Genomic DNA, 25,514 nt, shown 5'->3' on the forward strand with positions numbered 1-25,514 from the left:
TGCTCCAGAACTAGATACCCGGCGGCAAGGTCACTTCAAACCGGGCACCGCCCAGCTCTTCCGAACGCTTGACCTGCAACTCGCCGCGGTAGGCCTTGATCAGGTCCTGCACGATCGACAGGCCAATGCCGTGGCCCTGCACGCGCTCATCGCCGCGCACGCCACGCTGCAGCACCTTGGCGATGTTGTCTTCGGCAATACCCGGGCCATCGTCATCCACCGCCAGCACCAGACCGGCGCGCTTGCCGTTGCCGGCAGTGATCGGCTTGGCGGTCAGCAACACGCGGCGATTGGCCCACTTGAAGGCGTTCTCAAGCAGGTTGCCCAGCAGTTCCTGCAAGTCACCCGGTTCGCCGTAGAAGTTCACGCCCGGTGTCACCTCGAACTCGCAGAACACACCCTTGGCGGCGTAAACCTTTTCCAGTCCGCGCACGATCTCTTCGGCCGTGGTCTCGATCGGCACGGGTGCGGAGAACAACTTGTGCCCGGACGAGGCGGCGCGTGCCAACTGGTAGGACACCAGGTTGTTCATGCGTTGCAGCTGCACGCCGACTTCTTCGCGCAGATCGGCCTCGTTGCTGGTGCCGCTTTCCAGCTGCGTGCGCAGCACCGCCAGTGGCGTCTTCAAACTGTGCGCCAAGTCAGCCAGGGTATTGCGCTGGCGTTCGAGGTTCTCGCGCTCGCTTTCAATGAAGGCGTTGATGCTTTCGGTCAGCGGCTCCAGCTCGCGCGGATGCAACTCGCTCATGCGCTCGCGCTCGCCGCGCTGCACGCGGGTCAATTCGTTGATCACGCGCTTGAGCGGACGCAGGCTCCATTGCAAGACCAACGTCTGCAGCAGCAACAGGATCAGGCCGGTAACGCCCAGCCAGAACCATACCGCCGCACGGAAGCTGCGCAGCTGCATGCCCAGCGCGCGCGAATCCTCGAGCACATAGATGGTGTACGGAAACTCGGATTCGGGCGCGCCATCGCCGCCCCATACCAGGCCCATGCCGTAGCGATAGACCTCGCCGGGCGTGCCGTCGATCTGGGTGATGGGCAAGGGGCCTTCGAAGACTTCCTCGCGCGGCTTGAGCGTGCGCTCACTCACGTCCGGCAGCATCGGGCCTTCGGCCGACATCGAGTTGGCGACGTGGCCGGGCATCACAACCTGCAGGTACAGGCCGCTGCCGGGCACATCAAAACGTGGGTCCGGTGGCTGTTCGCGGATGTACAGCGAGCCATCGCGGGTGAAATCGATGCCACCGGCATAGGCGGTGGCGTAGTTCTTCAGGCGTTCGCTGAGGTTGTCACGCGCAGTCTGGCCGAAGGCCGCATCCAGCGCGTAACCGGCCAAGGCCAGGAAGGCCACCAGGCCCACCGAGGCAGCCAGCAGCTGGCGCGCCTGCAAAGAGCGGGGCCGCCAACGCTTCAATAGCCACTGACGGCCCGTCATGACGCTATGCCCCTACGGGGCTCAGCCCTCGTTGCGCGGGATCGCGAAACGGTAACCGCGGCCACGCACGGTTTCGATCGGCTTCAATTCGCCATCCGGATCGAGCTTCTTGCGCAGGCGGCCGATGAACACTTCCAGCACGTTGGAGTCACGGTCGAAGTCCTGCTGGTAGATGTGCTCGGTCAGGTCGGCCTTGGAGACCAACTCACCGGCATGCATCATCAGGTACTCCAGCACCTTGTACTCGTAGCTGGTCAGGTCGACATTGCTGCCGGCCACGCTCACCGTCTGGGCGGCCAGATCCAGCGCCACCGGGCCACATTCCAGGGTCGGCTTGGACCAGCCAGCGGCGCGGCGCAGCAGCGCGTTGACGCGGGCCAGCAGCTCTTCGACGTGGAACGGCTTGACCAGGTAGTCGTCGGCGCCCTGCTTCAGGCCCTCGACCTTGTCCTGCCAGCTGGAACGGGCGGTCAGGATCAGCACCGGGAATTTCTTGCCTTCGTCACGCAGCGCGCGGATCAGCTCCATGCCCGACATCTTGGGCAGGCCGAGATCGATGATGCCCACGTCGAACGGCACTTCGCGGCCCATATACAGGCCTTCTTCGCCATCCTGAGCGGCATCCACGGCGAAACCTTCGCGCTTGAGGCGGGCCGCAAGGGTTTCCCGCAGCGGGGCTTCGTCTTCAACCAGAAGGATACGCATGAACTCTCCCTAGTACTTTGGGCCGGCCTGAGGGCCAGCGTGTGTATTCAAAAACCACAACCACTATCGCTGTTCAGGAGTTATCGCCGCGTGGTGGCAGCTCCGCCCGCTGGTCGCGCGGGTGGTCTCGTGAAGGCGAAGGGTCGTCCATGTAGCGTACGCGCCCACGGTCATCCATGTATTTGACACGATTGATGTCACGGCCGTCATACGGCACGCGCTCGGCACCAAGAATGCGCCCACCGGTCTCGCGTTGTACACGCCGCACAGCATCGGACAGCGAGCGGTCGTTGCCTTGGCGGGCCACGCGGGCACCACCATCAGCCGTGGCAACACGGGCGTTGTCACCCCGGGCCTGCTGCGGCTGCTGCGCCGACGCCACGACCACGCCAGGACCAACCACGACCAGCGTGGCAATCAGGGTGACCAGCAGACGACGACGGGAAAGCGAATGCATGGGACAGATCCTAGCGGACGGCGAGGCAACGTTCAAAATTCGTAAACCACAACCGGCAGAGATTTTCCACGGGCCTTACGAAATCGAGCCAAATTCTTGATTTTTAGGGGTGAATCCGATCTGAACCCGTCCGCCCATCCCGCGCACTCGTTCAGCAAGCTGACCGGACAAAGGCCCCTCCCCGTCCTGATCGCCGGCTCAGGCAACCCGCTCTGCCTGCCGACGGGTGACCTGCAGCGCCTGCTCGACCAGGCCCCAATCCGCGCCAGGCCGGTGCGCGCCTTCGCTCAACACCTGGCGGAAGCCACGCCCGCCCGGCTGGCCATGGAACAGGCCGAGCAGGTGACGGGTGATGTGTTTCAGTGCCAGGCCGGCGGCCAGTTGGGCCTCCACATAGGGCCGCAAAGCGACCAGCAGTTCCTCGCGCCCGCGCAGCGGCTGGCCGGTCTGCGCACAGTCCAGCGCGTGCAGCACATAGGGGTCATGGTAGGCCGCACGGCCAAGCATCACCCCGTCCAGGTGCTGCATGTGCTCCTGTGCGGCTTCCACCGTGGCGATGCCGCCGTTGATCACCAACGGCAGCGTCGGGCGCTCACGCTTGAGCTGGTAGGCCCATTCGTAGCGCAGCGGCGGAATCTCGCGGTTTTCCTTGGGCGACAGGCCCTTGAGCCAGGCATTGCGGGCGTGCACTACCACCATCGCCGCGCCGGCCTGTACCTGCCGATCCACAAAACCGGCGAACACCTCGTAGTCCTTGTCCTCGTCCACACCCAGGCGGCATTTCACGGTGATCGGGATATCGACCGCCGCCACCATCGCCGCCACGCATTCAGCAACCAATTCAGGTTCGCGCATCAGGCAGGCACCGAAGCGCCCGGCCTGGACCCGGTCCGAGGGGCAGCCGCAATTGAGGTTGACCTCGTCATAGCCCCAGTCGGCGGCAATACGCGCAGCCTGCGCCAGCGCATCGGGGTCGCTGCCCCCCAACTGCAGCGCCAAGGGCTGCTCAACCGGATTGAAGCCGATCAGCCGCTCGCGGTCGCCATGGATCACCGCATTGGCATGCACCATCTCGGTATACAGCCGCGCACCCGGCGCCAGCAGCCGATGGAAAACCCGGCAATGCCTGTCCGTCCAATCCATCATCGGGGCAACGGACAGGCGCAGGGAGTCGGCGTAGCGGGTGTCGGCGGGGGCGGGAAGCAGGGACATGATCGGATCGAAAGTCAGAAGGCTGGGCGGCCGCACTGGGCGCCAGCGAGGAACTTGGGCTGCAAAGAGTAAACGACCGGGCTGAACCCCGCCGCTCCGGGCCTGTCGGCTGGCGCTCGCGCCGAATCGCCCACTGATTCAGCCCGCTCTTACGGTCTGCGGCGATAACAGGCGGGCAAACGCCACCGATCACCCTCGCGAGCCGCCCTTGGATACTGCCACTGCCCCCCGTTCCGACCTGCTGGCCGGGCTCTCCGAGTCGCAACGCGAGAGCCTGCTCGCGCAGATGCGGCGGCTGCAGCTGCGCAAGGGCGAGCACCTGGTGCGCCAGGGCGAAGCTGCCAACCATGTCTATTACGTGCTGCGCGGGCGCTTTGAAGTGTTGCTCAATGGCCGCCATCTGGTCGCCGAGATCGGCGCCGGCGAGCCGGTGGGCGAGATCGCGTTCTTCGGCGGGCTGAGCCGCACCGCCGATGTGGTCGCCAGCCGCGACTCGGAGGTGCTGGAGCTCAGCCGCGAAAGCTTTGACCACCTCGCCGCGGCGCAGCCGGACTTCACCCAGTCGCTGCTGCGGGTGCTGGGCCGGCGGCTGGCTGCCACCACCTCGGCGGCGGCGGCGATGGCACCGCGCATCGCCGATGCGATCGGCCTGTGCCCAGCTGGCACTGCGCCTGTTCCCGAGCAACTGATCAACGATCTGCTGCAGGCCTTGCAGGCCACCGGGGCAGCCACCACCGCGCTGCGCGCGCGCGATCTGCCGGCGGGTGTGGCCGCTGACAACGAACAGCAGCTCTCGCAGTGGTTGGGCATGCAGGAACATGCCGGCAGCAAGCTGTTGCTGGTAGCCGGTGACGGCAATGCCGCCTGGGACCGCGCCGCGCTACGCCATTGCGACCAGCTGCTGCTATGCGGCCGCCAGGACCTGGCGCACACCGGGCCGGTGCCATTGAGTGCGCTGGAAGCCTATGCCCTGCCCTTGTTCCGGCCGCGCCAGGTTGGTCTGCTGCTATGGCGCGAACACAGTGGCGACGCGATCCGCCACACCCGTCATTGGCTGCAGGATCGGCCTCTGCATCTGCATCACCACCTGGCGCTGCAACAGCCGCGCGATTACGCGCGGGTGGCGCGACTGCTCACCGGCCGCGGCCTGGGTGCGGTGCTCGGTGGCGGTGGTGCGCTGGGCGCAGGCCATATCGGCACCTTGCGGGCGCTGTCCGAAGCCGGCATCGAGCTGGACATCATCGGCGGCACCTCGATCGGCTCGGTGGTCGGCCACGCTTACGCGGCCGGCAACGATGCCGAGGCGATGATGCAGGACTACGAGCAGTTCTTTCTGCGCAACAAGGCGCTGGGGCGCTTCACGCTGCCCTGGTACAGCCTGCTCGATCACCGCCATCTGGATACCTGCATGCAGGCGCAGCTCGGCGATGCACGATTGGAAGACCTGCCGCTGAACTACTTCGCGGTGGGTGCCAACCTGTCCACCAACGAGTTGGAAGTGGTGCGCCACGGCCTGACCTGGCAGGCGCTGCGCATTTCCACCGCCATACCGGTGGCGCTGCCGCCATGGATCAACGATCAGGGCCAGGTGCTGGTCGATGGCGGGGTGATGAACAACGTGCCGATCTCGGTGATGCGCGCGATCAAGAACGGACCCAACATGGTGTCCATGCTGTCGCCGGGCAACGAATGGCGGGTGCGCAGTGCCTACGGCAACGTGCCGTCGCGCCTGTCGCTGGCCTGGCAGTTGCTGCGCGGGCGGCGCAAGGGCGACGACTTCCCGCGCATCGGCGAAGTAGCGGCGCGCTCGATGCAGATCACCTCCGGGCGCATGTTGCGTGGCACCGGCCTGGGCAGCGATCTATTGCTCAAGCCCCCCACCGTCCCCGGCATGGGCCTGCTCGCCTTCAAACTGGGCCGTGCGCAGGAACAGGCCGGCTACGAATACACCCTGCGCTTCCTCGACAAGGCCGGCGGGCTGGACGGCATCAATGCCTGGCGCCGTGGCGAAGTGATGCCCGAGTTCGAGGACTGAGCCCGGCAGCCGTGGTGCTCAGGGCAGCGGGCCGAACACCAGCAGCAGGCCTACCCACAGCAACTTGCACAGCACGTGCAGCAGCTGGTCGACGTTGTAGCTGATGCGATGGCCGCACTTGAGGTCGTCGATCAGCGCATGCGCCAGTGCTTCGAATACACCCAGCAGGATGCTGCCGGTGATGCAGCCGACCATGCCGCCATGGATCACCGCATGCGCGGCCAGCGCCTGGTACCACGGCACCCCGGGCAACGGTGAAAACCGGTTCTTGGCCCGGGACAGGAACTCGCCCTGCAACGGGTAGTCCGCCAGTGCATGGCCAACGATCAACAGCACGAATGTGGTCAGCGACGGAATCAGAGACATGGCGGGCTGGGTTCAAGTCTGGGTGGAGTCTGGCACTACTTGGAGGTCGCCGTGAAGATGCCATCCCATTGCATCGGCGGATGTTTGATCAACTGCTCAAGTCGTTGCACATAAAGCGCATGCAAGGCCGAAAGTGAAGTGGCATCAGCATGCATGCGCAGCGCCTGCAGCGCATCCAGCGCTGCAGCAAAATCACCACCGCGATACAGGCCGAGGACCTGCGCATGGTCCTGTGCCAAGGCCAGGAAACCGGCATCCGCCGCCATCTGCGCGTCACCGAGCAGCGCGAACAGCTGCACCGGTTCATTGCGGCCGACAACGCGCACGCGATCGACCTCGACGTAAGCCAGCTCTGCAGCCCCGGCGCGGACCGCGTCGGTCACCATCAGCGTCACCCCGTAATACTTGGTCAGGCTTTCAACGCGCGATGCCAGGTTGACGGTGTCACCAATGGCTGAATACGAAAAACGCTGCTGCGAGCCCAGGTTGCCCACGCAGGCATCGCCCAGGTTCAAGCCCACGCCAATGCGCAAGGCGCTGCCGCGTTCGCGGTTGAGGGCATCGACCGCGGCGGCCATGCCCAGCGCGGCCAGGCAGGCTTTGCGTGGGTGCGCGGCGATGTCCACCGGTGCATTCCAGAAGGCCATGATCGCGTCGCCGATGTACTTGTCGATGGTTGCCTCGTGGGCGAGCAGCACATCGGTCATCGGGGTCAGGAAGTCATTGAGCAACGCGGTCAAGGCATCCGGGCTGAGGTTCTCGGAAAGTGAGGTAAAGCCGCGGATATCCGAGAACAGCACGGTGATCTCGCGCGTCTCGCCGCCAAGCTGCAACGCCTGCGCGTCATGCGACAGGCGTTCAACCAGCGCCGGCGACAGGTAGCGCGCGAACGCCGAGCGCACGAAGCGCTTCTCGCGGTTACCCGCAAACAGCAGCGCCGGCAGCATGCTGACGAATACCGCCAGCAGGCATAGCAGCGCCGGCAGCGGATCCAGCAGCCAGGCCTGGCGTGTATACGCCCACCAGGCAACGGCCAATACCGCGCCCAGCAACAACAGGAAGGCCAGCGACGACAGCAAGGGCCGCGCACTGCCCAGCACCAGCAACAGCGCCAGGCTGCTGACGATGGCAACCAGCACTTCCGCACCACGCGCCCAGTCCGGGCGCTGCAGGAACTGCTGGTTGAAGGCCTGGTCGATCAATTCCGCATGCACGTTGACGCCGGGTTCGGCCGCCGCCAGCGGCGTGGCGACGATGTCGCGCAGGCCGATGGCCGAGGTCCCGATCAGCACGATGCGGCCTTCGACCTTGTCGGCCCAAGCCGCTGCATCGCCCTGCAGCAGCTGCCACGCCGGTACCACCGTCATATGCGGCATGCCGGAGTAATGGATGCGGAAGCGACCGTCGGCACCGGCCGGCAGCTCGAGTACGCCGACCTTCACTGCGGTGAGCGCGAGCGGGCCAGCCGACGTTTCGCCGCTGGCGTCAGTGGAGCGCAGCAGCAGGCCCGAGGCGCCCTGCGCCACCCGCAGCGCCTCCACGCCCAGACCGGGATAGAGCTGGCCATCAGCCGCCGCGACCAGCGGCATCGCACGGATGATGTTGTCGCGTGCTGGCGGGAACGAAAAGCTGCCGATACCGCTGGCAGCAGCGCTGAGCTCGGGCAGGTTGGACAGGCCGCCTTCGAATGCGGGCAGGTAACGGCGCGGATCACTGCCGGCAAACGACAGGCCGGCCAGCGGTGGCGACAGCGCGCGCCCGGTTTCGCTGGACAGCGCCACGCCCATCACCACCGGGTTGCGGGCAATGGCGGCGGCGAACGCCTGGTCGTTGTCCAAGGGCGCGCCATCCGGCACCTGAATCGCGATGCCCTGCGCCTGCAGGCGCTGCAGCTGCGGCCCCAACGAGGTGCGGTCCGGTTCGGTGAACACCATGTCGAACGCGATTGCCGCCGCGCCAAGCCCGCCGACGGTATCGACCAGCTGCCCCAGCTGGTCGCGCGGCCACGGCCATTGGCCAATGCGTGCCAGCGAGGCTTCGTCGATATCAACCACGACCACGCCAGGATCAAGCGTGGCCGTGCGCGGCGCGGCGCGCTGGAATCCATCGAACAGCAGATCCGACAGCCGCGACAAGCCATCGCGGAACGCGGTATCGATCACCAGGGCCAACAGCAGCACCGCCACGCCGCCAAGCAGCAGCTTGAATCTGCGCGGACGCGCGCGTCCTGTCCTGCCTGCCAACTTCAATGGCGCACTCCTCACGGACCGACGGCGGACGGTGTCTCAGCTGTTTTCTTGCCGGCGAAGATGCCTGTCGCCGACCAGTTCGACGAGCTCTCCTCACGCACGTTGAAGGTGCCCAGCATCGCCGCGGTGCCATCACTTCCATCGGAGGCGAAGCCCGCGCTATAGCTGCCGAAGTAAGGTGCGGCCATGGTTGATTCGAAACTGCCGGAGATCGCGTTGTCCGGCATGCTGGAAGATGCCGAGCCAAGATCGAAAGTGCTGCCGAAGCTATGACCGCCGAAGTTGGCGATGGCCAGGCTGCCGGTACCGGTGCCGAAATCCACCGTCGCGGTGAAGTCGCCGGTCAGCCCCTGGATGAGCTCGTCATCCCTGTAAGCGGCACCGATCGCCATCCCCGAGTATGTCGCTACGATGTTGCTCGGCAGGTCCGCCAGCGGGGTGAGCTTGCCGATGATCCAATAGCCGTTCTGCGCGACATGAGACGGCACATCCTCTCCAGGCACGCCCGAAGGAATTCCCGGCACGTTGCTCGCTTCCCAATGGCCCCAGCTCAGATAGTCGCAATTGCAGAGCAGATCCGGGCTGCCATCCACGCGCAGATTGCCCTGGCTGTTATCGAACTCGTAGCTACGGTCATGCAGATAGTCACCGCTGCCCGACAGCGAAGCTCCTTCCCAGGACTCCGGCGCGATGGTGGCGGTGAAGGTTCCTGCCGCCGCGTCGAACTGGAAGGTTGCAGCCGTTGAGGACACCGCCGTGTCACCGGCATACGCCGAGGCAAAACCCTGCAGGGTGCCGTTCAATGTCTTCGGGAGCGCTGGATCTACCGGATCTACCGGATCTACCGGATCTACTGGATCCACGGGATCTACCGGATCTACCGGATCTACCGGATCCACTGGATCTACTGGATCCACGGGATCTACCGGCCCAACAGGATCCACTGGATCTACCGGATTGGGCGGCGTGCCGCTCTGCTCGATCTCGGTCTCGATCTGCGACTGCCCCGGGCTGTCGCCCTGCTCGCTCGCCAGCAAGGCCGACGGACCTTCCCCCGGTGCGACGCCAGGCACACCCAGCTCCGGCCCCATCGGACCGCCACTGAATCCGGCACGCTCATTCGGCTGCGAGGCCAGGCCACCCACATCCTGATCGTCATCGCCCGCCGTTGGCGGCAAGGCCGCCGCCGGATCAACCGGAGCAGCGCCGCCATTGTTTACCGAGGCGCCGTCGCCATCGGAACTGAAGCCCGTGCCCGGCTGATGCAATACCACTGCCGCCCCCTGCGTGGGTATGAACTCGGCGCCCACGCCGTACTCGAAGTGACCGACCACACTGCCCGCGCAACCAGCCGCTGCATCGTCCACGCACAAGCCCAGGATGCCGCCACGGATGCCGGCCACGCCCACCGGCGTCTTGATCTTCACGCCATCGGCGCTCTTGGAGGCTGCGCCGCCGATGAAGCGCATCACCCCGCGCGACACACTACCGGCCAATTGCGCCGTGCCTTTGTCCGGGTCGTAGACGAAGCGATCGATCACCAACGACGAGCGCGGGCCAATGGTGAAGCTGGAGCCATCCACCAGCAGCACCTGTACCACGCCCTTGGCGTCGGTCTGGAAGCGCTGGTCACGCAGCACGGTGTCACCCAATCGCACCACACGCGGCGCCGTTGAGCCGAAGTAGCTCTGTGCGTCGGGTGCCACTGCTGCCGCGGTGCCGACCTTTTCGGCCGACGCCGGCGCCACTGCAAGCAGCAGGCCTGCAATCACCAATACGGGAAGATGGAGACGCATCGCCGGTATCCTCAGAACGCTTGAATCAGTGAAAAGCCAGCAAACCGATTGCTGTACTCGCGCAGCGCATAGTTCGAATGCAATCGCCGATAACCGGCATACAGCTGCAGATCGGTACTGCCGCGCAAAGGAATGGTCTGCACCGCCTGCACCACCAGTTCGTTGCCGCGCTGGCGCGTATCGCGGCTGACCACCGTCATCGGCACATCGTTGACCCGTCGCGCCGCCTGCGCGCTCAGCGCCAGCACCCACGGCTGGCTGCGCTTGCCCAGCAATGCGGGATAGCGGTAGTTCACACCAAGATTGAAGCGCGGCTCCCAGTAGCTGTTGAAGTCCAGCTTCGCCTCGCGCCGCTCCACGCCCGGGCTGAGCAGCAACTGCCAGTCGTCGGCAAGCTGGCGGCTGTAGCTGACGCTGGCGCGGTAGCGATCACCCGAATAGCCTTTGGCGCTGGCCATGTCAGGCGCGGGTGTGTAGCGCTCATCACGCCAGTCGATATTGGCCGCGATCAGTGATTCGCGGCCAACCGGCTTGCGGAAGGCGACCGCTAAGCCACCTGCATGCATGTAGCGGCTGCCATCCAACCAGGTCTGCCCAAGCAGGCCGGCAACCGCGACACGGCCATCGCGCAGCCCCCAGCGATTGAGCGAGAAATCCGGGCCCAACCGCAGCTCCAGCCCATCACTGCCCAGTTCACCCATCTGCCGGTAGCGGCTGGATGCTGCCGCCAGCGACACGTCCAACACGTCACCCTGCTTCGAGATCGGCTGCCGATAACGCAGCAACGCGCCCAGCTGCAGGCTGCTGTCGCTGGCGGCGCGCGAATCCGGCGCCAACTCGAAATCACGGCCATTCAAGCTGATGCTGTCGCGGTCCGGTGCACCGTTGGCATTGCTCTCCGTACGCGCGCCGATGCTGAGCATGCCGCTGAAACCGCCACGTTGCTTGCGGTCGCCTTCGATCACGGCCATGTAGCCGGCAATGCGGCGACGCACCGTATCCGGCGTCTCCGGCAATGCCAATACCCGGTCGAACAACTGCCGCGCACGCGGATACGCACCCAGACGGAAATACAGCGCCGCCAGTTCCAGCTGCAGGCGCGGCGTGCCGGGCCGCACGATCAGCATGCGCTCGTAGGTGGCAATGGCGGCCTCGTAGTCACCTACGCGGGTCGACAGCACCGCATAGGCGAAACCCGCTTCCAGATCCGCGGGGTCATCGAGGATCGTCTGGAACAGCTGCCGGCGCTGCGTCTCCAGCGCCGGCACTTCAGCGGCCGGCACAGCCGCAGGCAGGTTATAGGTCTGATGTTGTGCCAGCACAGCGCGGGCGGGGAACAAGCACAATACCGTCGCCAGGACAGCAAGGCGCGCGCGTCCCCGCCGTACGTCCAGCACATGTCCATCCAGGCGACGGTACTGCCCCCCCAAGCTCCATGATTCCACAGTGATCTCCTGCATCGCGGTAGCGGCCGCCGGCCGACAGCCCAGGCGCAAACATGCGCGGAGTCTATCCACCCACCGTAAGACCTCGGCCGGGCGCCAGCACCCGCCTGCAAGATGCCCCCGTTAGAATCAACGCCCCCTGCACCACCGAGCCTGTCCAATGAATGCCTATGCCCTGCTGGCCTGCGCCATCGCACTGGAAGTAATCGCCACCTCCCTGCTCAAGGCCTCCGATGGCATGAGCCGGTTGTGGCCGACGGTTGGCGCCCTGCTCGGTTACAGCCTGTGCTTCTGGTTGCTGGCGCTGGTGATGAAGACGATACCGACCGGCATCGCCTATGCGATCTGGTCCGGCGTGGGAATCGTGCTGATCTCGTTGATCGGGCTGTTCGTGTTCAAGCAGAAGCTTGATATGCCCGCCATCGTCGGCATCGGCCTGATCTGCGCCGGGGTGCTGGTGATCAACCTGTTCTCGCGCTCGTCGGCACATTGAAGGGTAGCCTCGAGCATTGCCGGCAACGCCCCTGCCGAGCATGGCTCGGCACTACCGCCGTTGCTCCCTCCCTTTTGCGCAGCAAAGGGGAGGGTTGGGGAGGGGCGCTTTGGCTTTGCTTGCTTCGCGGCTTACGCCGCTCCCACAGGATTACTGGTAACGCCCCTGCCGAGCATGGCTCGGCACTACCGCCGTTGCTCCCTCCCTTTTGCGCAGCAAAGGGGACGGTTGGGGAGGGGTGCTTTGGCTTTGCTTGCTTCGCGGCTTACGCCGCTCCCACAGGACTACTGGTAACGCCCCTGCCGAGCATGGCTCGGCACTACCGTGCTTCGATCGTCGCTGGCTTAAACTGTGCTTCCCCGCGTCAGGAAGTTGTCGATGTACGGAACCGACGTTGCACTGCTGGTTATCGATCTACAACCGGATTTCATGCCCGGCGGTGCCCTGCCCTGCCAGCACGGTGATGCCATCGTGCCTGGCATCGCCGCATTGCTGGATGCCCGTGAGTATCAAACCGTGGTTGCCACCCAGGATTGGCATCCGGCCGATCATGCCTCGTTCGCCAGCCAGCACGCCGGGCACAAACCCTTCGACTCCATCCAACTGCATGGCCAGCCGCAAACCCTATGGCCGGACCATTGTGTGCAGGGCAGCGCCGGTGCCACGCTGGATGCTCGCGTTGACTGGAAGCATGCCGACCTGATCCTGCGCAAAGGCACACAGCGCGACGTGGATTCCTATAGCGCGTTCCGCGAAAACATCGGCCCGCAGGCTACGCGTGCTCCGACCGGCCTGGCCGGCTGGCTGCATGAGCGTGGCATCCGCGAAGTCCACGTCTGCGGCCTGGCACGCGATTACTGTGTGTTGTGGAGCGCGCAGGATGCTGCGATCAGCGGCTTCGCCGTGCGTTTCCTGTGGGAGCTGACCCGGCCGGTGTCAGCAGCCAACGATGCCGCTACCCGCATCGCCTTGACCGAATGCGGGATTCATATCGACTGAGCCAGATCGGTTGATCCGGCTCGGCTGATCAGCGGAACACCACGGTGCGATGCCCATTGAGCAGGATGCGGTGCTCGACATGGCGGCGCACTGCGCGCGCAAGCACCTGCGATTCGGTATCACTGCCCAACTGCACAAGGTCACGCGGCGTCATTGCGTGATCCACGCGCGCCACGTCCTGCTCGATGATCGGGCCTTCGTCCAGGTCCGAGGTCACGTAATGCGCAGTGGCGCCAATGATCTTGACCCCGCGCGCATGCGCCTGGTGGTACGGCTGTGCGCCCTTGAAGCTGGGCAGGAAGCTGTGGTGGATGTTGATCGCACGGCCGGACAGCGCCTGACATAGCCGCGGCGACAGGATCTGCATGTAACGCGCCAGCACCACCAGATCGATGCGCTCGCGCTCGACCAGGTCGATGATCTGCTGTTCCTGCTGCTCGCGGTTCTCGGCGCCCACCGGCAGATGATGGAACGGCACATTGTAGGAACCGGCCAGCCCGGCGAAGTCGTTATGGTTGGAGGCGACTGCGGCAATGTCCACCTTCAGCTGGCGGCTGTGGGTGCGGAACAGCAGGTCATTGAGGCAATGGCCCTGCTTGCTGACCAGCACCAGCAGGCGCGCGCGGCGACGCGCGTCGTGCAACTCCCATTGCATCGCGAACTCTTCGCCCAGGCCCTGCAGCCTGGCACGCACCACCGGCTCATCCCCGCTGGTGCTCATGTCGAAATGCACACGCAGGAAGAACCGACCACTTTCATCGTCACCAAACTGCTGGGCATCGAGGATGTTGCAACCCGCCTCGAACAGCAGGCCGGACACGCGGTAAACAATGCCGGTGCGGTCCGGGCAGGAAAGGGTGAGGATGAAATCAGGACGCATGGCCAACAACATTTATCAGTGGGGTCGTGGAAAGTAACCGTTCCAGTCGATTCCCAGCAAAAACAGTTGCAGCTGACACGGTTCGCCCGCCGTCCGGCTCAGTGCGGATGCACGGTCAGCGCCACCAGACGCATCACCAGGGGCCGCACCACCAGCACGCAACAGAAGGCGGTCGGCATCGCCAGGCAGTAGGCGGACAACACCCGCATCGGGAACTGACCGTCGATGCCGGCATTGGCGGCGGTGATCACCAGGCACATCAGCATGGCCATGATCGAAGCCATGAAGAAGGCAAAGACAATCGGGGTGGCGCGCGGGTGCAACTTCCAGCGGGCAAGGGCGATGGGACGGGGGTCGGGCATCCAGCGGGATCCAGGCAGGCAGCAATCAGAGGCTGCGGGCCGGGCACGATAGTCAGCGCCCCTGAAGACGGCTAGATCGTACGGGCTTGGCGCTTTATAAAGATTTTCTTTGCAATCCTCCCGGAAAATGCCAACCGGCATGAACATTCTCCATTCCATCCGCAGTTTCATCCGCACCGCCGATGCCGGCAGCCTGGCCGCTGCCGCGCGCACCCTGGGCATAAGCGCTGCAGCGGTGGGCCAGAACATCGCCCGGCTGGAAGCCCATCTGGGCGTGCGCCTGTTCAACCGCACCACCCGTCAGCTGGCCCTGACCGAGCGCGGCGCCGTCTATCTTGCCCAGGTAAGGCATATCGAACGCGACCTGCAGCGTGCCCAGGCAGCGGTCACCGACCCCGACGCACAGCCCGCCGGGCGGCTGCGCATCGCCAGCAGCGTCGCCTTCGGCCGGCATGTGCTGGCACCGCTGTTGCCGGCACTGCAGCAACGCTACCCACGTTTGGAAATGGAGCTGCTGCTGGCCGACCGCAGCGTCGACCACGCCCATGAAGACGTGGATGTCAGCATCCGCATCGAGCCGCAGCTGGAAGAAGGCCTGGTGGCACGGCCCATCGCGCAGGTGCCGTTCGTGTTCTGCGCCGCACCGGCCTATCTGGCCATCGCCGGCACGCCGCGCACACCCGATGAGCTGCGCGAGCACCGCTGCCTGCTGTTCCGCTATCCGCTGGATGGACGCTACCTGCGCTGGGGTTTCGTCCGCGACGGCCTGCGCTTTGATGCTGAGGTACGACCAGCGCTGGTCAGCGACGATATCGATGCATTGGCGGCGATGGCCGCACGCGGCGGCGGCATCACCCGGCTGGCGAGCTTCGTCGCCGCCCCGTATCTGGCACGCGGCGAACTGCAGGCCCTGTTCCAGGATGAGGCCAGCAGCGATGCGCAGGCCTCAGCAGAACCGATGCGCCTGTTCCTGTGCGTCAGCGACCGCCGCGACCTGACCCCGAAAGTGCGCTCGTTGCTGCAGCACATCCTCGATGCCCTGCCGCCGGCCTGGCGCATCGACATCGACCACGCCTGAACACCAGCGGCAGCATGCCGCTGGTGCGCTCGGACTCAGTCTTGCCTGGCGAGCTTGAACAGCCCGCGCGCCTGATGCGGTTCGCAACGCAGGTACTGCGGCGACACCGTCAACTGTGCGCCCAGGGCCGCAGCCGCATGCCAGGGCCAACGCGGGTCGTAGAGGATGCCGCGGGCGATGCCGATCGCATCGGCCTTGCCGTCGACAAGGATTTCCTCTGCATGCGCCGGCTCGGTGATCAAGCCCACCGCGATCACCGGCGTGCCGATCTCGGCCTTGATCGCAGCGGCCTGCGGCACCTGGTAGCCGGGCTCGACCGGAATCTGCTGGCGCGGATCCAGCCCGCCGCTGGACACATGCAGGAAGTCGTTGCCGCGTGCCTCCAGCGCCTTGGCCAGCACGATGCTCTGGGCGACATCCCAGCCGCCTTCTACCCAATCGGTAGCAGAGATGCGCACGCCCAGTGCAACGCTGCTCGGCACCACCGCACGCACTGCATCGAATACCCGCAGCAACAGGCGCATGCGGTTTTCCAGCGAGCCGCCGTAGGCATCGTCGCGCTGGTTGCTCAACGGCGACAGGAACTGGTGCAGCAGATAACCATGCGCGGCATGCAGCTCGATCAGCTCCAGACCAAGCCGCACTGCGCGCTTGGCGGCAGCAGCAAAGTCTTCAACTACCGCCTCGATGCCGGCGTCATCCAATGCTTCAGGCGTGGGATCACCGGCCTTGAACGGCAGCGCCGACGGTGCCAACACCTGCCAGCCATGCGCCTGATCCGGTGCGATCGCACCACCACCGTCCCACGGGCGCGCAGTCGACGCCTTGCGCCCGGCGTGGGCGAGCTGCACACCGATCGGCATGCTCGACCAGCGCCGCACCGACGCCAGCACCTTGGCCAGTGCCGCTTCGGTGACGTCATCCCACAGGCCCAGGTCAGCCCAGCTGATGCGTGCACGCGGCTCGACCGCAGTGGCTTCGATGATCAACAGGCCGGCACCGGACTGGGCCAGCTGGCCCAGGTGGATCGTGTGCCAATCGGTGGCCTGCCCATCCTGCGCCGAGTACTGGCACATCGGCGCGATGACGATGCGGTTGGAAAGGGAAAGCGGGCCTAGCGACAACGGTGAGAAAAGCTGGCTCACGTGGGGGACGTCCATCAACAGTGGGGGCGCTCATTGCACGCCGCTGCGGTCGCCGATTCAACCGGGGTGATGGATCACTGCGTCTTGATGCCGTCCAACAGGAAGGCAAGTGCCTGCGCGCAGGGCATTTCCACCTTCAACGACAGCAGGTGATCGGCACGGGTGCGGCCAAGATTGACAGCGGCTATCGGCAAACCGGCCTTGGCGGCGGCATCGACGAAGCGGAAACCCGAATACACCATCAGCGACGAACCCAGTACCAGCACCGCATCGGAACGCTGCAGGTGTTCATGCACTGCCGCGACGCGTTCGCGCGGCACATTCTCGCCGAAGAACACCACGTCCGGCTTCAACACGCCGCCGCATGCGTCGCAGGCAGGCACGCTGAAAGCGGAGAAGTCGGTTTCCAGATCGGCGTCACCATCGGGCGCGATGCCCGCTTCCAGCATGTCCCAGCCGGGATTGGCATCCAGCAGGCGCTGTTGCAGGTGTTCGCGCGCGCTGCGTGCTTCGCAGCCCATGCAGCGCACCTGGTCCAGGCGACCGTGCAGATCGATCACGGTCTGGCTGCCCGCTGCCTGATGCAGGCAGTCCACGTTCTGGGTCAACAGCAGCTCGATGCGGCCATCGGCTTCCAACGCCGCCAACGCACGGTGCGTGCCATTGGGCAGCGCCTGGCCGAAGCGCGGCCAGCCCAGCAGGCTGCGCGCCCAATAGCGCCTGCGAGTTGCTTCCTCGCCCATGAAGGCCTGGTAGGTCACCGGCGGCGTGCGCTTCCATTGGCCGTCGCTGTCGCGATAGTCGGGGATGCCGGAGTCGGTGCTGCAACCGGCACCAGTGAGCACGAACAGGCGCCGATGGCCGGCAATGAACTGTGGCAGTTCGGTGATCACCGCCGGCGACAAGCGCCCGGTCTGTGCCGATGAAGTGGTCATCGCCGTGCGGCTCAGACCTGCGTCGGCAGCGCCGGCACGGTGGTCGGGTGACCTTCACCATCGAGCGCGATCATCACGAACGTGCCCTTGGTACAGAGCGCGCGCTCGCCGTTGTGCAGGTCTTCGGCAATCAGTTCGACTTCAACATGCATCGAGCTGCGGCCAACCTTGACCACCCGGCCGATGGTTTCCACCATCTGCCCGATGCGGATCGGCAGCTTGAAATCGACCTGGTCCGAGCGTGCGGTGACCACGGTGCAACGCGAATAACGGGCAGCGGCGAGAAAGGCCGCCTTGTCCATCCACGCCAGTGCCTGGCCACCGAACAGCGTGCCCATATGGTTGGTGTGGTTGGGGAACACGATTTCCGCCATGCGGACTTCGACCGGCGGATTGGTTTCGACGATGGGGGTCATGGAGGCATCACCTGTAAGTTGGCGCTGATGATACGCCCGCAAAGCTGTGCAGCCGGTGAGTGCCCTGCCCCCTCCCTTCGGCGCAGCCGAGGGGAGGGCTGGGGAGGGGTGCCTTTGCTGTTGCTGTTGCTGTTGCAGATGGTTTCCGCAAAAAGCTGCAATCGAGCGCTACGTGTAGAGCCCAAAGCACCCCTCCCCAACCCTCCCCTGCGCTTCGCGCAAGGGAGGGAGACAAGCGTCCTCCCCTTCACCTGCGGTGAAAGGGAGGGCGCACATCAGAACGCCATATCAAACGCGACTTCACCCTGCACGCCGACCTGGTAGGCAGAGGCGCGGCGCTCGAAGAAGTTGGTCAGCTCCTGCACGTCCTGCAGTTCCATGAACGGCAGCGGGTTGCGCACGTTGTACTTCTTGGCCATGCCCAGCTTCAGGAAATGGTTGTCGGCGCAATGCTGCAGGTACTCGCGCATGTCGCGGGTGGAGATGCCAGCCACGCCACCGGACAGCACGTCCTCGGCGAACTGCACTTCGCACTCGATGGCCTCTTCCAGCATCTGGTAGACCTCCTGCTCCATCTTCGCGTCGAACAGGTCGGGCTCTTCGGCGCGGATCTTGCGCACGCACTCGAACGCGAACTCCATGTGGCAGCTTTCGTCACGGAACACCCAGTTGGTGCCCGAGGCCAGGCCCGGCAGCAGGCCACGCGAACGGAAGTAGTAGACGTAGGCAAAGGCGGCAAAGAAGAACAGGCCTTCGATGCAGGCGGCAAAGCAGATCTGGTTGAGCAGGAACTGGCGACGGTCGTCGCGGGTTTCCAGGCGCTTGGTTTCCTGCAGCGCATCGATCCACTTGAAGCAGAACGCTGCCTTCTTCTTGATCGAGTCGATGTTCTCAACTGCGGCGAAGGCCTTGAAGCGCTCTTCCGGATCCGGCAGGTAGTTGTCCAGCAGGGTCAGGTAGAACTGCACGTGCAGCGCTTCTTCGTACAGCTGGCGCGACAGGTACATGCGCGCTTCCGGCGCGTTGAGATGCTGGTACAGGTTCAGCACCAGGTTGTTCGACACGATCGAGTCGCCGGTGGCGAAGAACGCAACCAGGCGGTGGATCAGATGCTGGTCGGCCGGCGACATCTTCTGGTGCAGGTCGGTGATGTCGATCTGGAAATTGATCTCCTCCACCGTCCAGGTGTTCTTGATCGCGTTGCGGTACATCTCATAGAAGTCCGGATAACGCATCGGACGCAGGGTCAGCTCGAAACCGGGGTCGAGCAGCATTTGACGGGATTCATTGGACATGGGGGTCTCCATTCCCTTCTCCCTGCGGGAGAAGGTGGCGCGCAGCGCCGGATGAGGGTTGGTTCCTGAAGGGCTGGGTCTGCTTGCTTTCAAAGCGCCCTCACCCCAACCCCTCTCCCGCTGGCGGGAGAGGGGCTTAAGCGATTACTGGCAGGCTTCGCAGGCTTCCGGGTTTTCCAGCGAGCAGGCCACGGCTTCGACCGGGGTGTAGCTGCTGACCGTGGTCTTGGCGATCTTGGTGGCCGGACGCGAGCGCAGGTAATACGTGGTCTTGATGCCCTGCTTCCAGGCGTACATGTACATGGACGACATCGCGCCGATGTTCGGGCTTTCCATGAACAGGTTGAGCGAGGCCGACTGGTCGATATAGGCACCGCGTGCGGCGGCCATGTCGATCAGCGAACGCATCGGCAGTTCCCATGCAGTGCGGTAGATGTGGCGCAGGGTTTCCGGGATCTGCGGCAGGCTCTGGATGGAACCGTCGGCCAGCTTGATCGCATCGCGTACTTCCGGCGTCCACAGGCCCAGTTGCTTCAGCTCGGCCACCAGATGGCGGTTGATCTGCAGGAAGTCGCCGGACAGGGTCTCGCGCTTGAACAGGTTGGACACCTGCGGCTCGACGCACTCGTAGCAACCGGCGATCGAGGCGATGGTCGCGGTCGGCGCGATGGCGATGATCAGCGAGTTGCGCAGGCCGTGCTGCTTGATGCGCTCACGCAGTGCGTCCCAACGCTCGACGTCGTCCGGCACCACGTTCCAGGCATCGAACTGCAGCTCGCCGTGGGCAGCGCGGGTGTCGTTGAACGAGGGGTGCTTGCCGCGTTCCTGGGCCAGCTCGCAGGACACTTCCAGCGCGTGGAAATAGATGGCCTCGGCGATCTTGGTCGACAGCGCGCGTGCTTCGGCGGAGTCGAAGGCCATGCGCTTGCGGAAGAACACGTCCTGCAGGCCCATGCAGCCCAGGCCGACCGGGCGCCAGCGCAGGTTGCCGCGGCGTGCGGTTTCGATCGGGTAGAAGTTCAGGTCGATGACGCGGTCGAGCTGACGCACGGCCAGGCGCACGGTCTCGGCCAGCTTCTCGAAATCGAAATCGCCATGTGCATCGAGGTGGTTGCCGAGGTTGATCGAGCCCAGGTTGCAGACCGCGGTCTCGTCGTTGGAGGTGATCTCCAGGATCTCGGTGCACAGGTTGGACAGGTGGATCACGTTGCCAGCACGCAGGGTCTGGTTGCTGGCCAGGTTGCACTTGTCCTTGAACGTCATCCAGCCGTTGCCGGTCTCGGCCAGGGTGCGCATCATCCGTGAGTACAGCTTGCGTGCGGACACGGTCTTGCGGGCCTTGCCCTGGGTTTCCGCCTGCACATAGGCCTGCTCGAAGGCCGGGCCGAACAGATCGGTCAGCTCCGGCACCACGCGCGGATCGAACAGCGACCATTCCTGGTCGGCCTCGACGCGCTGCATGAACAGGTCCGGCACCCAGTTGGCCAGGTTGAGGTTGTGGGTACGGCGCGAATCATCACCGGCGTTGTCGCGCAATTCGAGGAAGTCCTCGATGTCGGCATGCCAGGTTTCCAGATACACGCAGGCCGCGCCCTTGCGCTTGCCGCCCTGGTTGACCGCAGCCACCGAGGAATCCAGCGTCTTCAGCCACGGCACGATGCCGTTGGAGTGACCATTGGTGGACTTGATCAGCGAGCCACGCGAACGCACGCGGGTATAGCTGACGCCGATGCCGCCGCTGAACTTGGACAGCTGGGCGATATCGGCATAGCGGTCGTAGATGGATTCCAGCGAATCCTGCGGCGAATCCAGCAGGAAGCACGAGGACAGCTGCTCGTGGCTGGTGCCGGCGTTGAACAGGGTCGGGCTGGACGGCAGGTAGTCCAGGCTGCCCAGGCGCTGGTACAGCGCCAGTGCTTCGGGCACGTCCTCGCTCAGCGCGCTGGCGATGCGCAGGAAGAACTGCTGCGGGGTCTCGATGACCTTGCGCGAATGCGGATGCCGCAGCAGGTAGCGGTCATACATGGTGCGCAGGCCGAAGTAATCGAAGTTCAGGTCGTAGCCCGGATCGATCGCGTCGTTGAGCTTGCGTGCATTGACCTGCACGAAGTTGAGCAGGCGGTCGTTGATCAGGCCGACTTCGTGGCCACGGCCGACCGATTGCGAGAACGCATGGATTTCCTGGCCGGAGACTTCCTTGCCGATGAAGTTGGCCAGCAGGCGTGCGGCCAGGCGGCCGTACTCGGGCTCTTCGCCGATCAGCAGGGCGGCGGTACGGATCGACAGCTCGTCCAGTTCCTGGGTGCTGGCGCCGTTGTACAGGCCGGAGATGGTGCGCGTGGCAACCCGCATCGGGTCCACCGCGTGCAGGCCTTCGCAGCAACGCTGGATGGCACGGACAATCTTGTTGAGGTCTACCGGCTCGGTGCTGCCATTGCGCTTGGTCACGCTCATGGCGGTGGCGGTCGGCGGCGGGGTCAGTTCAAAACCGGCTTCAGCCGGAGCGACGTCAGTAAGAGTGGTAGTCACGACGATGGAGTCCTTGAGCGTTATGCACGCAGCCCCTGCCCGAGCAGGAAGCAGAGCCGGTACGGAGCAGCGAGCATGGAAGGACGGCGTCGCAGCAGCCGCGACAGCGCACGACCAAGGGTCGGCGACAGCCACAGCACCACGTCACCAGCCGTCTTCCCCTCGAAGACACCGCAAGCCGGCACCACGCGGTGTGCATCGCGTGGCTGTCGGCAGGTCTTCGGACTCATGGGCGCGAAGGCGGGGGCCTTCTTCCTACTCCGCCGCTTCCCAAGGCCTGTGCCTCAGTGCTGTTGGCGGGGTCGTTCCCAATTACCGCTGCGGGGCAGTGCCGGAATGGCCATACAGGCTTCACCGACTTCCCTTTCAATCCAACAGGGAAACCCCTGCTGGAACCGACGGATCACAAGATAGTGGGGGTACATGACAGGGTCAACACCAAATCTAGTAAAAATTTGCCAAGCCTTGCGGCACAAGGGCTGGCCCTTGCCGGCCGGCAAACAGTCAGGGCAAACGGCCTGAACCGACTGCGCAGTCAAGTCTTTTCGCAGGGTTATTTGTAGGAAAACCACTCGCTCTTGGAACATAAATTTCTGATGAAATTGCCAACGTGACTTCCGGCCTGCGCCAGCGGCGATACGAGCCGCCAAGCTGGCCTCATCTTCCTGGCAAGGGATCCATGCCATGCGCCTGTCATCCATCGCGGTATCGCTTGCCCTGCTGCTGCCACTGGCGGCCCAGGCCGGCACGGTCAAGGCACCGGAGCTGTCCGCTGACCAGTGCGGCGTGTCCACCGACTACAACGTGCTGGTCGATGGCGGCGGCATCTGGCTGCGCCGGGATGCGCTGCCGATGCGCGAGATCGTGTTCCACGACGGCCAGCTGAGCATCGACAACCGCATGCAGAAGGTCTCAGCGGAGGATGCACAACGGCTGCGCGCCCTGGAGAACGGCGTGCGCCAGCTGATGCCGGCGGTGACCGGCATCGCCAGGGAATCGGTGGGCATCAGTTTCGACACCCTGGATGCGGTCTACGAAGCGCTGACCGGCGATGCCAACTCACGCAAGGTGCGCAAGCTGCGCAAGGAAGCCGAACGCTTCGTCGACACCACCATCGGCCGTGGCCGCTGGGAGCAGGACTTGTTCGACGAAGGCTTCGAAGCGCGGGTGGAAGCGGCCGCCGAGAGTTTGAGCGGCTCGATCGCCCGCAGTGTGCTGTGGGCGGTATTCACCGGCGGCGAGGACAAGCTGGACAAGCGCAGCGAAAAACTCGACGCCGAACTGGAACAGCGCCTGCAGGGCCGCACTGTTGCCTTGGAACAGCATGCGCGCTCGTTGTGCGCGCAGGTGCAGGCCTTGGATAGGCTGCAGTCGGCATTGGAGTTCCGCCTCGATGGCCAACCACTGCAGATGATGCGGGTAAGCGGCGATAGCGCGACGATGGCGGCGCGCGAGCAAGGCCAGGACGACAGCATTCCGTTACCCGCCAGGTGAAGGCCTGCCTTTGGTAGTGCCGAGCCATGCTCGGCAGGAGCCGCCCAATGCCGAGCATGGCTCGGCACTACAGGACCTGGCTTTGTGGGAGCGGCGTAAGCCGCGAAGCTGGCAATGCCTGAAGATCAAAAGCCTACCCCTCCCCAACCCTCCCCTTGGCTTCGCCAAAGGGAGGGAGCGTAGTGCCGAGCCATGCTCGGCATTGGGCTTTGCCGGTAATGCCTCTGCCGAGCATGGCTCGGCACTACAGGACCTGGCTTTGTGGGAGCGGCGTAAACCGCGAAGCTGGCAATGCCTGAAGATCAAAAGCCTACCCCTCCCAAACCCTCCCCTTGGCTTCGCCAAAGGGAGGGGGCACAGCTCAGCCCTTCGGCAACTGCGCCAGCTCCTCGCGCACCAGCTTCACCACCAGCTTGTCCAGGGTGTCGACCGAGTAGTTCTCCACCTCATGCACGGTCTCGCTGCCCGGTCCACTGGAAGGATCACTTGCATCCTTGTAGGTCAGGAAGATGAAACGCCCGCCGGTGTACTGCGCGATCTGCCGCTGCGCGATCTCGCCGGTGGTGTCCTGGCCTGACGCCGCCACGCTCAACACCTTGATGCCCTTGCCCAGCGCCGCCAGCATGGTCTGCTCGTAACGCGGCTGCGGGTAATCCATATGCGGCGGCGCATCGGCCAGTGACACCAGCAGGCGGGTAGTCGAGGCACCACGCCAGTTCATCGCCTGCACGGCGTGATCGAACGCCTCGTTCATTGCTTCCGGGTAATCACCGCCACCATTTGCGCGTACGCCGTCCAATACTTTCTGGAAACCTGCAACGTTGTTGCTCAGGTCCCAACCGCGCACGAAGTACTCATCGCCGCGGTCGCGGTAGGTCACCAGCCCCAGGCAGATGTCCGGATTGGATGGCAGCTGGGCGATATCGCGGACGATGCCCTGCAGCGTGTCACGCAGCTTGTCGATTTCATCGGCCATCGAGCCGGTGGCATCGACCATGAACACCAGATCGAGCTTGGCCCTTGACGGCAGCGGCGCATCGGCCACCACCACCTGCACGGCATTCTTCTGCCCGCGCTGCAGGGCCGAGGTCACGGTCTTGCCGGCACGCCGCACCTGTACCTGGTAGCTGTCCGAATCGCGGTCATCGAAGGCATTGGGATGTACCCACACCTTTCCGCCAGCATCGGTGCGCGCCCACATGCGCGCGCCGTTGCGGGCAGTGACCGCCACTTCCGCGTCCGGCACCGGGCGGCCCTGCGCATCGACCACCTGCAGGCGCTGGCGCACGCTGACATCGCGGCCAAGATCGTTGGCTTCTTCATGGCGCTGCAGGAACTGCTGGAACGCGGTGAAGTCGGCGTTGTCATCAACGACACCGGCGGTGACGGGCGCCTGCTGCTGGCGCACGCTGCCAGTGGTGGTGATCGAGGCCATCGGCGCTTCCGCCGCCGCATAACTGGCATCGGCGGCGGCCTCGGCGCGGACAACCACGGGGGATGGTGCGGGCGGTGCAGCAGGTGCTGGCGGGGCCGGTGGTGCCATCATCTTGGTAGCCCCCTTGTCACCGGCCCCCCTGCGCAGGCGAAGCCCGTCCGCAGCGATGTTGTGTTGCTGCCTGGGGCTGGGATCGGCAACCTCGCGCAGCACCGGCGTGTCGCTGCAGACGGTGGCGTTGGGCGCACGGAAGTTGGGCTGGGTTTGCCGTACACGCTGCGTGATCGGAGCCCTGAGATCGCCCGTGCTCTCCGTTACCGGGAACGGGGTATGCCGAACCGCTGCCGCTACCGGCAGGCCGACCAGCAATGTCACTGCAGCTGCCAGCGCCATGTTGCGAACCACCGGCCGGTTTGAAGCCTTTGCACTACCCATGATTCCTGCTCCCATGCGGGCCGCGTGGTGCGGCGTACGGGGATGGGAACGGATGGGGGTGGGGAGTGGGGTTAACGTCCCCTCCCTTTGGCCGTAGGCCAAGGGGAGGGTTGGGGAGGGGTTGGCTTTTGAGCTTCGGCTTCACCAGCGAAAAGCTGCCCTCACCCCAACCCCTCTCCCGCAAGCAGGAGAGGGGCTCGAAGCGTAGTGGGGGGGGGGGGGGGGGGGGGCGGGCTGGGGTGGGGGGGGGGGGGGGGGGGGGGGGGGGGCGGGGGGGGGGGGTGCGGGGGGGGGGGGGGGGGGGGGAGGGCACGG

At 65.0% G+C, this 25,514-nt stretch carries 22 protein-coding genes and 1 riboswitch; of the genes, 5 read left to right on the forward strand and 17 right to left on the reverse strand.

Annotated features, from left to right (window positions below):
• Nucleotides 1–10: 10 nt before the first annotated feature.
• The 4 genes from ACVOLV_RS12220 to dusA all read right to left on the reverse strand — a co-directional run bounded on the left by ACVOLV_RS12220 (nt 11) and on the right by dusA (nt 3,812).
• Complete coding sequence (locus tag ACVOLV_RS12220) at nt 11–1,438, reverse strand: ATP-binding protein (protein WP_481554629.1); 1,428 nt, start codon at nt 1,436–1,438, stop codon at nt 11–13.
• Between the two features lie 21 nt (nt 1,439–1,459).
• Nucleotides 1,460–2,143: a response regulator transcription factor gene (locus tag ACVOLV_RS12225; RefSeq protein ID WP_057627010.1), complete on the reverse strand. Its 684-nt coding sequence runs from the start codon at nt 2,141–2,143 to the stop codon at nt 1,460–1,462.
• Nucleotides 2,144–2,216: 73 nt separating this feature from the next.
• The gene (locus ACVOLV_RS12230) at nt 2,217–2,600 is read right to left on the reverse strand and encodes a PepSY domain-containing protein (protein ID WP_481554630.1); all 384 of its coding nucleotides are present in this window, start codon (nt 2,598–2,600) and stop codon (nt 2,217–2,219) included.
• 198 nt (nt 2,601–2,798) lie between these two features.
• Nucleotides 2,799–3,812, reverse strand: coding sequence for a tRNA dihydrouridine(20/20a) synthase DusA (dusA, locus tag ACVOLV_RS12235; RefSeq protein ID WP_481554631.1), 1,014 nt, complete (start codon nt 3,810–3,812; stop codon nt 2,799–2,801).
• A 208-nt stretch (nt 3,813–4,020) separates the two neighbouring features.
• Here dusA and ACVOLV_RS12240 point away from each other — a divergent pair, with 208 nt between their 5' ends.
• Nucleotides 4,021–5,847, forward strand: a complete 1,827-nt coding sequence (locus tag ACVOLV_RS12240; protein WP_481554632.1) for a cyclic nucleotide-binding and patatin-like phospholipase domain-containing protein — start codon at nt 4,021–4,023, stop codon at nt 5,845–5,847.
• A gap of 18 nt (nt 5,848–5,865) precedes the next feature.
• Here the strand turns inward: ACVOLV_RS12240 and ACVOLV_RS12245 are convergent, their stop codons facing one another.
• Genes ACVOLV_RS12245 through ACVOLV_RS12260 form a run of 4 tightly spaced genes read right to left on the reverse strand, consistent with a single transcriptional unit; the run spans nt 5,866 to nt 11,703 of the window.
• On the reverse strand, nt 5,866–6,213 hold the full coding sequence (locus ACVOLV_RS12245; protein ID WP_481554633.1) for a DUF3307 domain-containing protein: 348 nt from the start codon (nt 6,211–6,213) through the stop codon (nt 5,866–5,868).
• Nucleotides 6,214–6,248: 35 nt separating this feature from the next.
• Nucleotides 6,249–8,462 carry a CHASE2 domain-containing protein gene (locus ACVOLV_RS12250; RefSeq protein WP_481554634.1) on the reverse strand — a complete coding sequence of 738 codons (2,214 nt, stop codon included), beginning with the start codon at nt 8,460–8,462 and terminating at the stop codon, nt 6,249–6,251.
• Between the two features lie 11 nt (nt 8,463–8,473).
• Nucleotides 8,474–10,258, reverse strand: coding sequence for a FecR family protein (locus ACVOLV_RS12255; RefSeq protein WP_481554635.1), 1,785 nt, complete (start codon nt 10,256–10,258; stop codon nt 8,474–8,476).
• 11 nt (nt 10,259–10,269) lie between these two features.
• The gene (locus tag ACVOLV_RS12260) at nt 10,270–11,703 is read right to left on the reverse strand and encodes a tetratricopeptide repeat protein (RefSeq protein WP_481554636.1); all 1,434 of its coding nucleotides are present in this window, start codon (nt 11,701–11,703) and stop codon (nt 10,270–10,272) included.
• Nucleotides 11,704–11,863: 160 nt separating this feature from the next.
• On the opposite strand from ACVOLV_RS12260, the gene ACVOLV_RS12265 reads away from it, so the two are divergent.
• Together ACVOLV_RS12265 and pncA are read left to right on the forward strand one after the other, a co-directional pair.
• Nucleotides 11,864–12,196, forward strand: a complete 333-nt coding sequence (locus tag ACVOLV_RS12265; RefSeq protein ID WP_481554637.1) for an SMR family transporter — start codon at nt 11,864–11,866, stop codon at nt 12,194–12,196.
• 378 nt (nt 12,197–12,574) lie between these two features.
• Nucleotides 12,575–13,195, forward strand: coding sequence for a bifunctional nicotinamidase/pyrazinamidase (gene pncA, locus ACVOLV_RS12270; RefSeq protein ID WP_481554638.1), 621 nt, complete (start codon nt 12,575–12,577; stop codon nt 13,193–13,195).
• Nucleotides 13,196–13,223: 28 nt separating this feature from the next.
• On the opposite strand, the gene purU is transcribed toward pncA, so the two are convergent.
• Both purU and ACVOLV_RS12280 read right to left on the reverse strand, forming a co-directional pair.
• Complete coding sequence (gene purU, locus ACVOLV_RS12275; RefSeq protein ID WP_303748366.1) at nt 13,224–14,075, reverse strand: formyltetrahydrofolate deformylase; 852 nt, start codon at nt 14,073–14,075, stop codon at nt 13,224–13,226.
• A gap of 98 nt (nt 14,076–14,173) precedes the next feature.
• The gene (locus tag ACVOLV_RS12280; RefSeq protein WP_481554639.1) at nt 14,174–14,437 is read right to left on the reverse strand and encodes a DUF2798 domain-containing protein; all 264 of its coding nucleotides are present in this window, start codon (nt 14,435–14,437) and stop codon (nt 14,174–14,176) included.
• Between the two features lie 139 nt (nt 14,438–14,576).
• On the opposite strand from ACVOLV_RS12280, the gene ACVOLV_RS12285 reads away from it, so the two are divergent.
• Entirely contained in the window at nt 14,577–15,515 is a 939-nt protein-coding gene (locus ACVOLV_RS12285) for a LysR family transcriptional regulator (RefSeq protein ID WP_481554640.1), read from the forward strand.
• Nucleotides 15,516–15,550: 35 nt separating this feature from the next.
• On the opposite strand, the gene ACVOLV_RS12290 is transcribed toward ACVOLV_RS12285, so the two are convergent.
• The 6 genes from ACVOLV_RS12290 to ACVOLV_RS12315 form a co-directional block, all read right to left on the reverse strand.
• Complete coding sequence (locus ACVOLV_RS12290; protein ID WP_481554641.1) at nt 15,551–16,660, reverse strand: NADH:flavin oxidoreductase/NADH oxidase; 1,110 nt, start codon at nt 16,658–16,660, stop codon at nt 15,551–15,553.
• Between the two features lie 74 nt (nt 16,661–16,734).
• A complete protein-coding gene (locus ACVOLV_RS12295; RefSeq protein ID WP_481554642.1) occupies nt 16,735–17,595 on the reverse strand; it encodes an NAD-dependent protein deacetylase in 861 nt (286 codons plus the stop codon).
• 11 nt (nt 17,596–17,606) lie between these two features.
• Nucleotides 17,607–18,011 carry an acyl-CoA thioesterase gene (locus ACVOLV_RS12300; protein WP_481554643.1) on the reverse strand — a complete coding sequence of 135 codons (405 nt, stop codon included), beginning with the start codon at nt 18,009–18,011 and terminating at the stop codon, nt 17,607–17,609.
• A gap of 275 nt (nt 18,012–18,286) precedes the next feature.
• Nucleotides 18,287–19,306 carry a ribonucleotide-diphosphate reductase subunit beta gene (locus tag ACVOLV_RS12305; RefSeq protein WP_481515141.1) on the reverse strand — a complete coding sequence of 340 codons (1,020 nt, stop codon included), beginning with the start codon at nt 19,304–19,306 and terminating at the stop codon, nt 18,287–18,289.
• A 144-nt stretch (nt 19,307–19,450) separates the two neighbouring features.
• Nucleotides 19,451–21,760, reverse strand: a complete 2,310-nt coding sequence (locus ACVOLV_RS12310; protein WP_481515147.1) for a ribonucleoside-diphosphate reductase subunit alpha — start codon at nt 21,758–21,760, stop codon at nt 19,451–19,453.
• A gap of 95 nt (nt 21,761–21,855) precedes the next feature.
• On the reverse strand, nt 21,856–22,065 hold the full coding sequence (locus ACVOLV_RS12315) for a hypothetical protein (protein WP_481554644.1): 210 nt from the start codon (nt 22,063–22,065) through the stop codon (nt 21,856–21,858).
• A riboswitch (cobalamin riboswitch) is annotated at nt 22,031–22,250 on the reverse strand. It overlaps the preceding gene by 35 nt.
• A 269-nt stretch (nt 22,251–22,519) precedes the next feature.
• On the opposite strand from ACVOLV_RS12315, the gene ACVOLV_RS12320 reads away from it, so the two are divergent.
• Nucleotides 22,520–23,329 (forward strand): DUF2884 family protein, encoded by an 810-nt coding sequence (locus ACVOLV_RS12320; protein WP_481554645.1) that lies wholly within the window; start codon nt 22,520–22,522, stop codon nt 23,327–23,329.
• Nucleotides 23,330–23,690: 361 nt separating this feature from the next.
• Here ACVOLV_RS12320 and ACVOLV_RS12325 read toward each other — a convergent pair whose 3' ends face one another.
• Nucleotides 23,691–25,199: a VWA domain-containing protein gene (locus tag ACVOLV_RS12325; protein ID WP_481554646.1), complete on the reverse strand. Its 1,509-nt coding sequence runs from the start codon at nt 25,197–25,199 to the stop codon at nt 23,691–23,693.
• Nucleotides 25,200–25,514: the final 315 nt, after the last annotated feature.

Source organism: Stenotrophomonas sp. STEN023 (assembly GCF_056760135.1).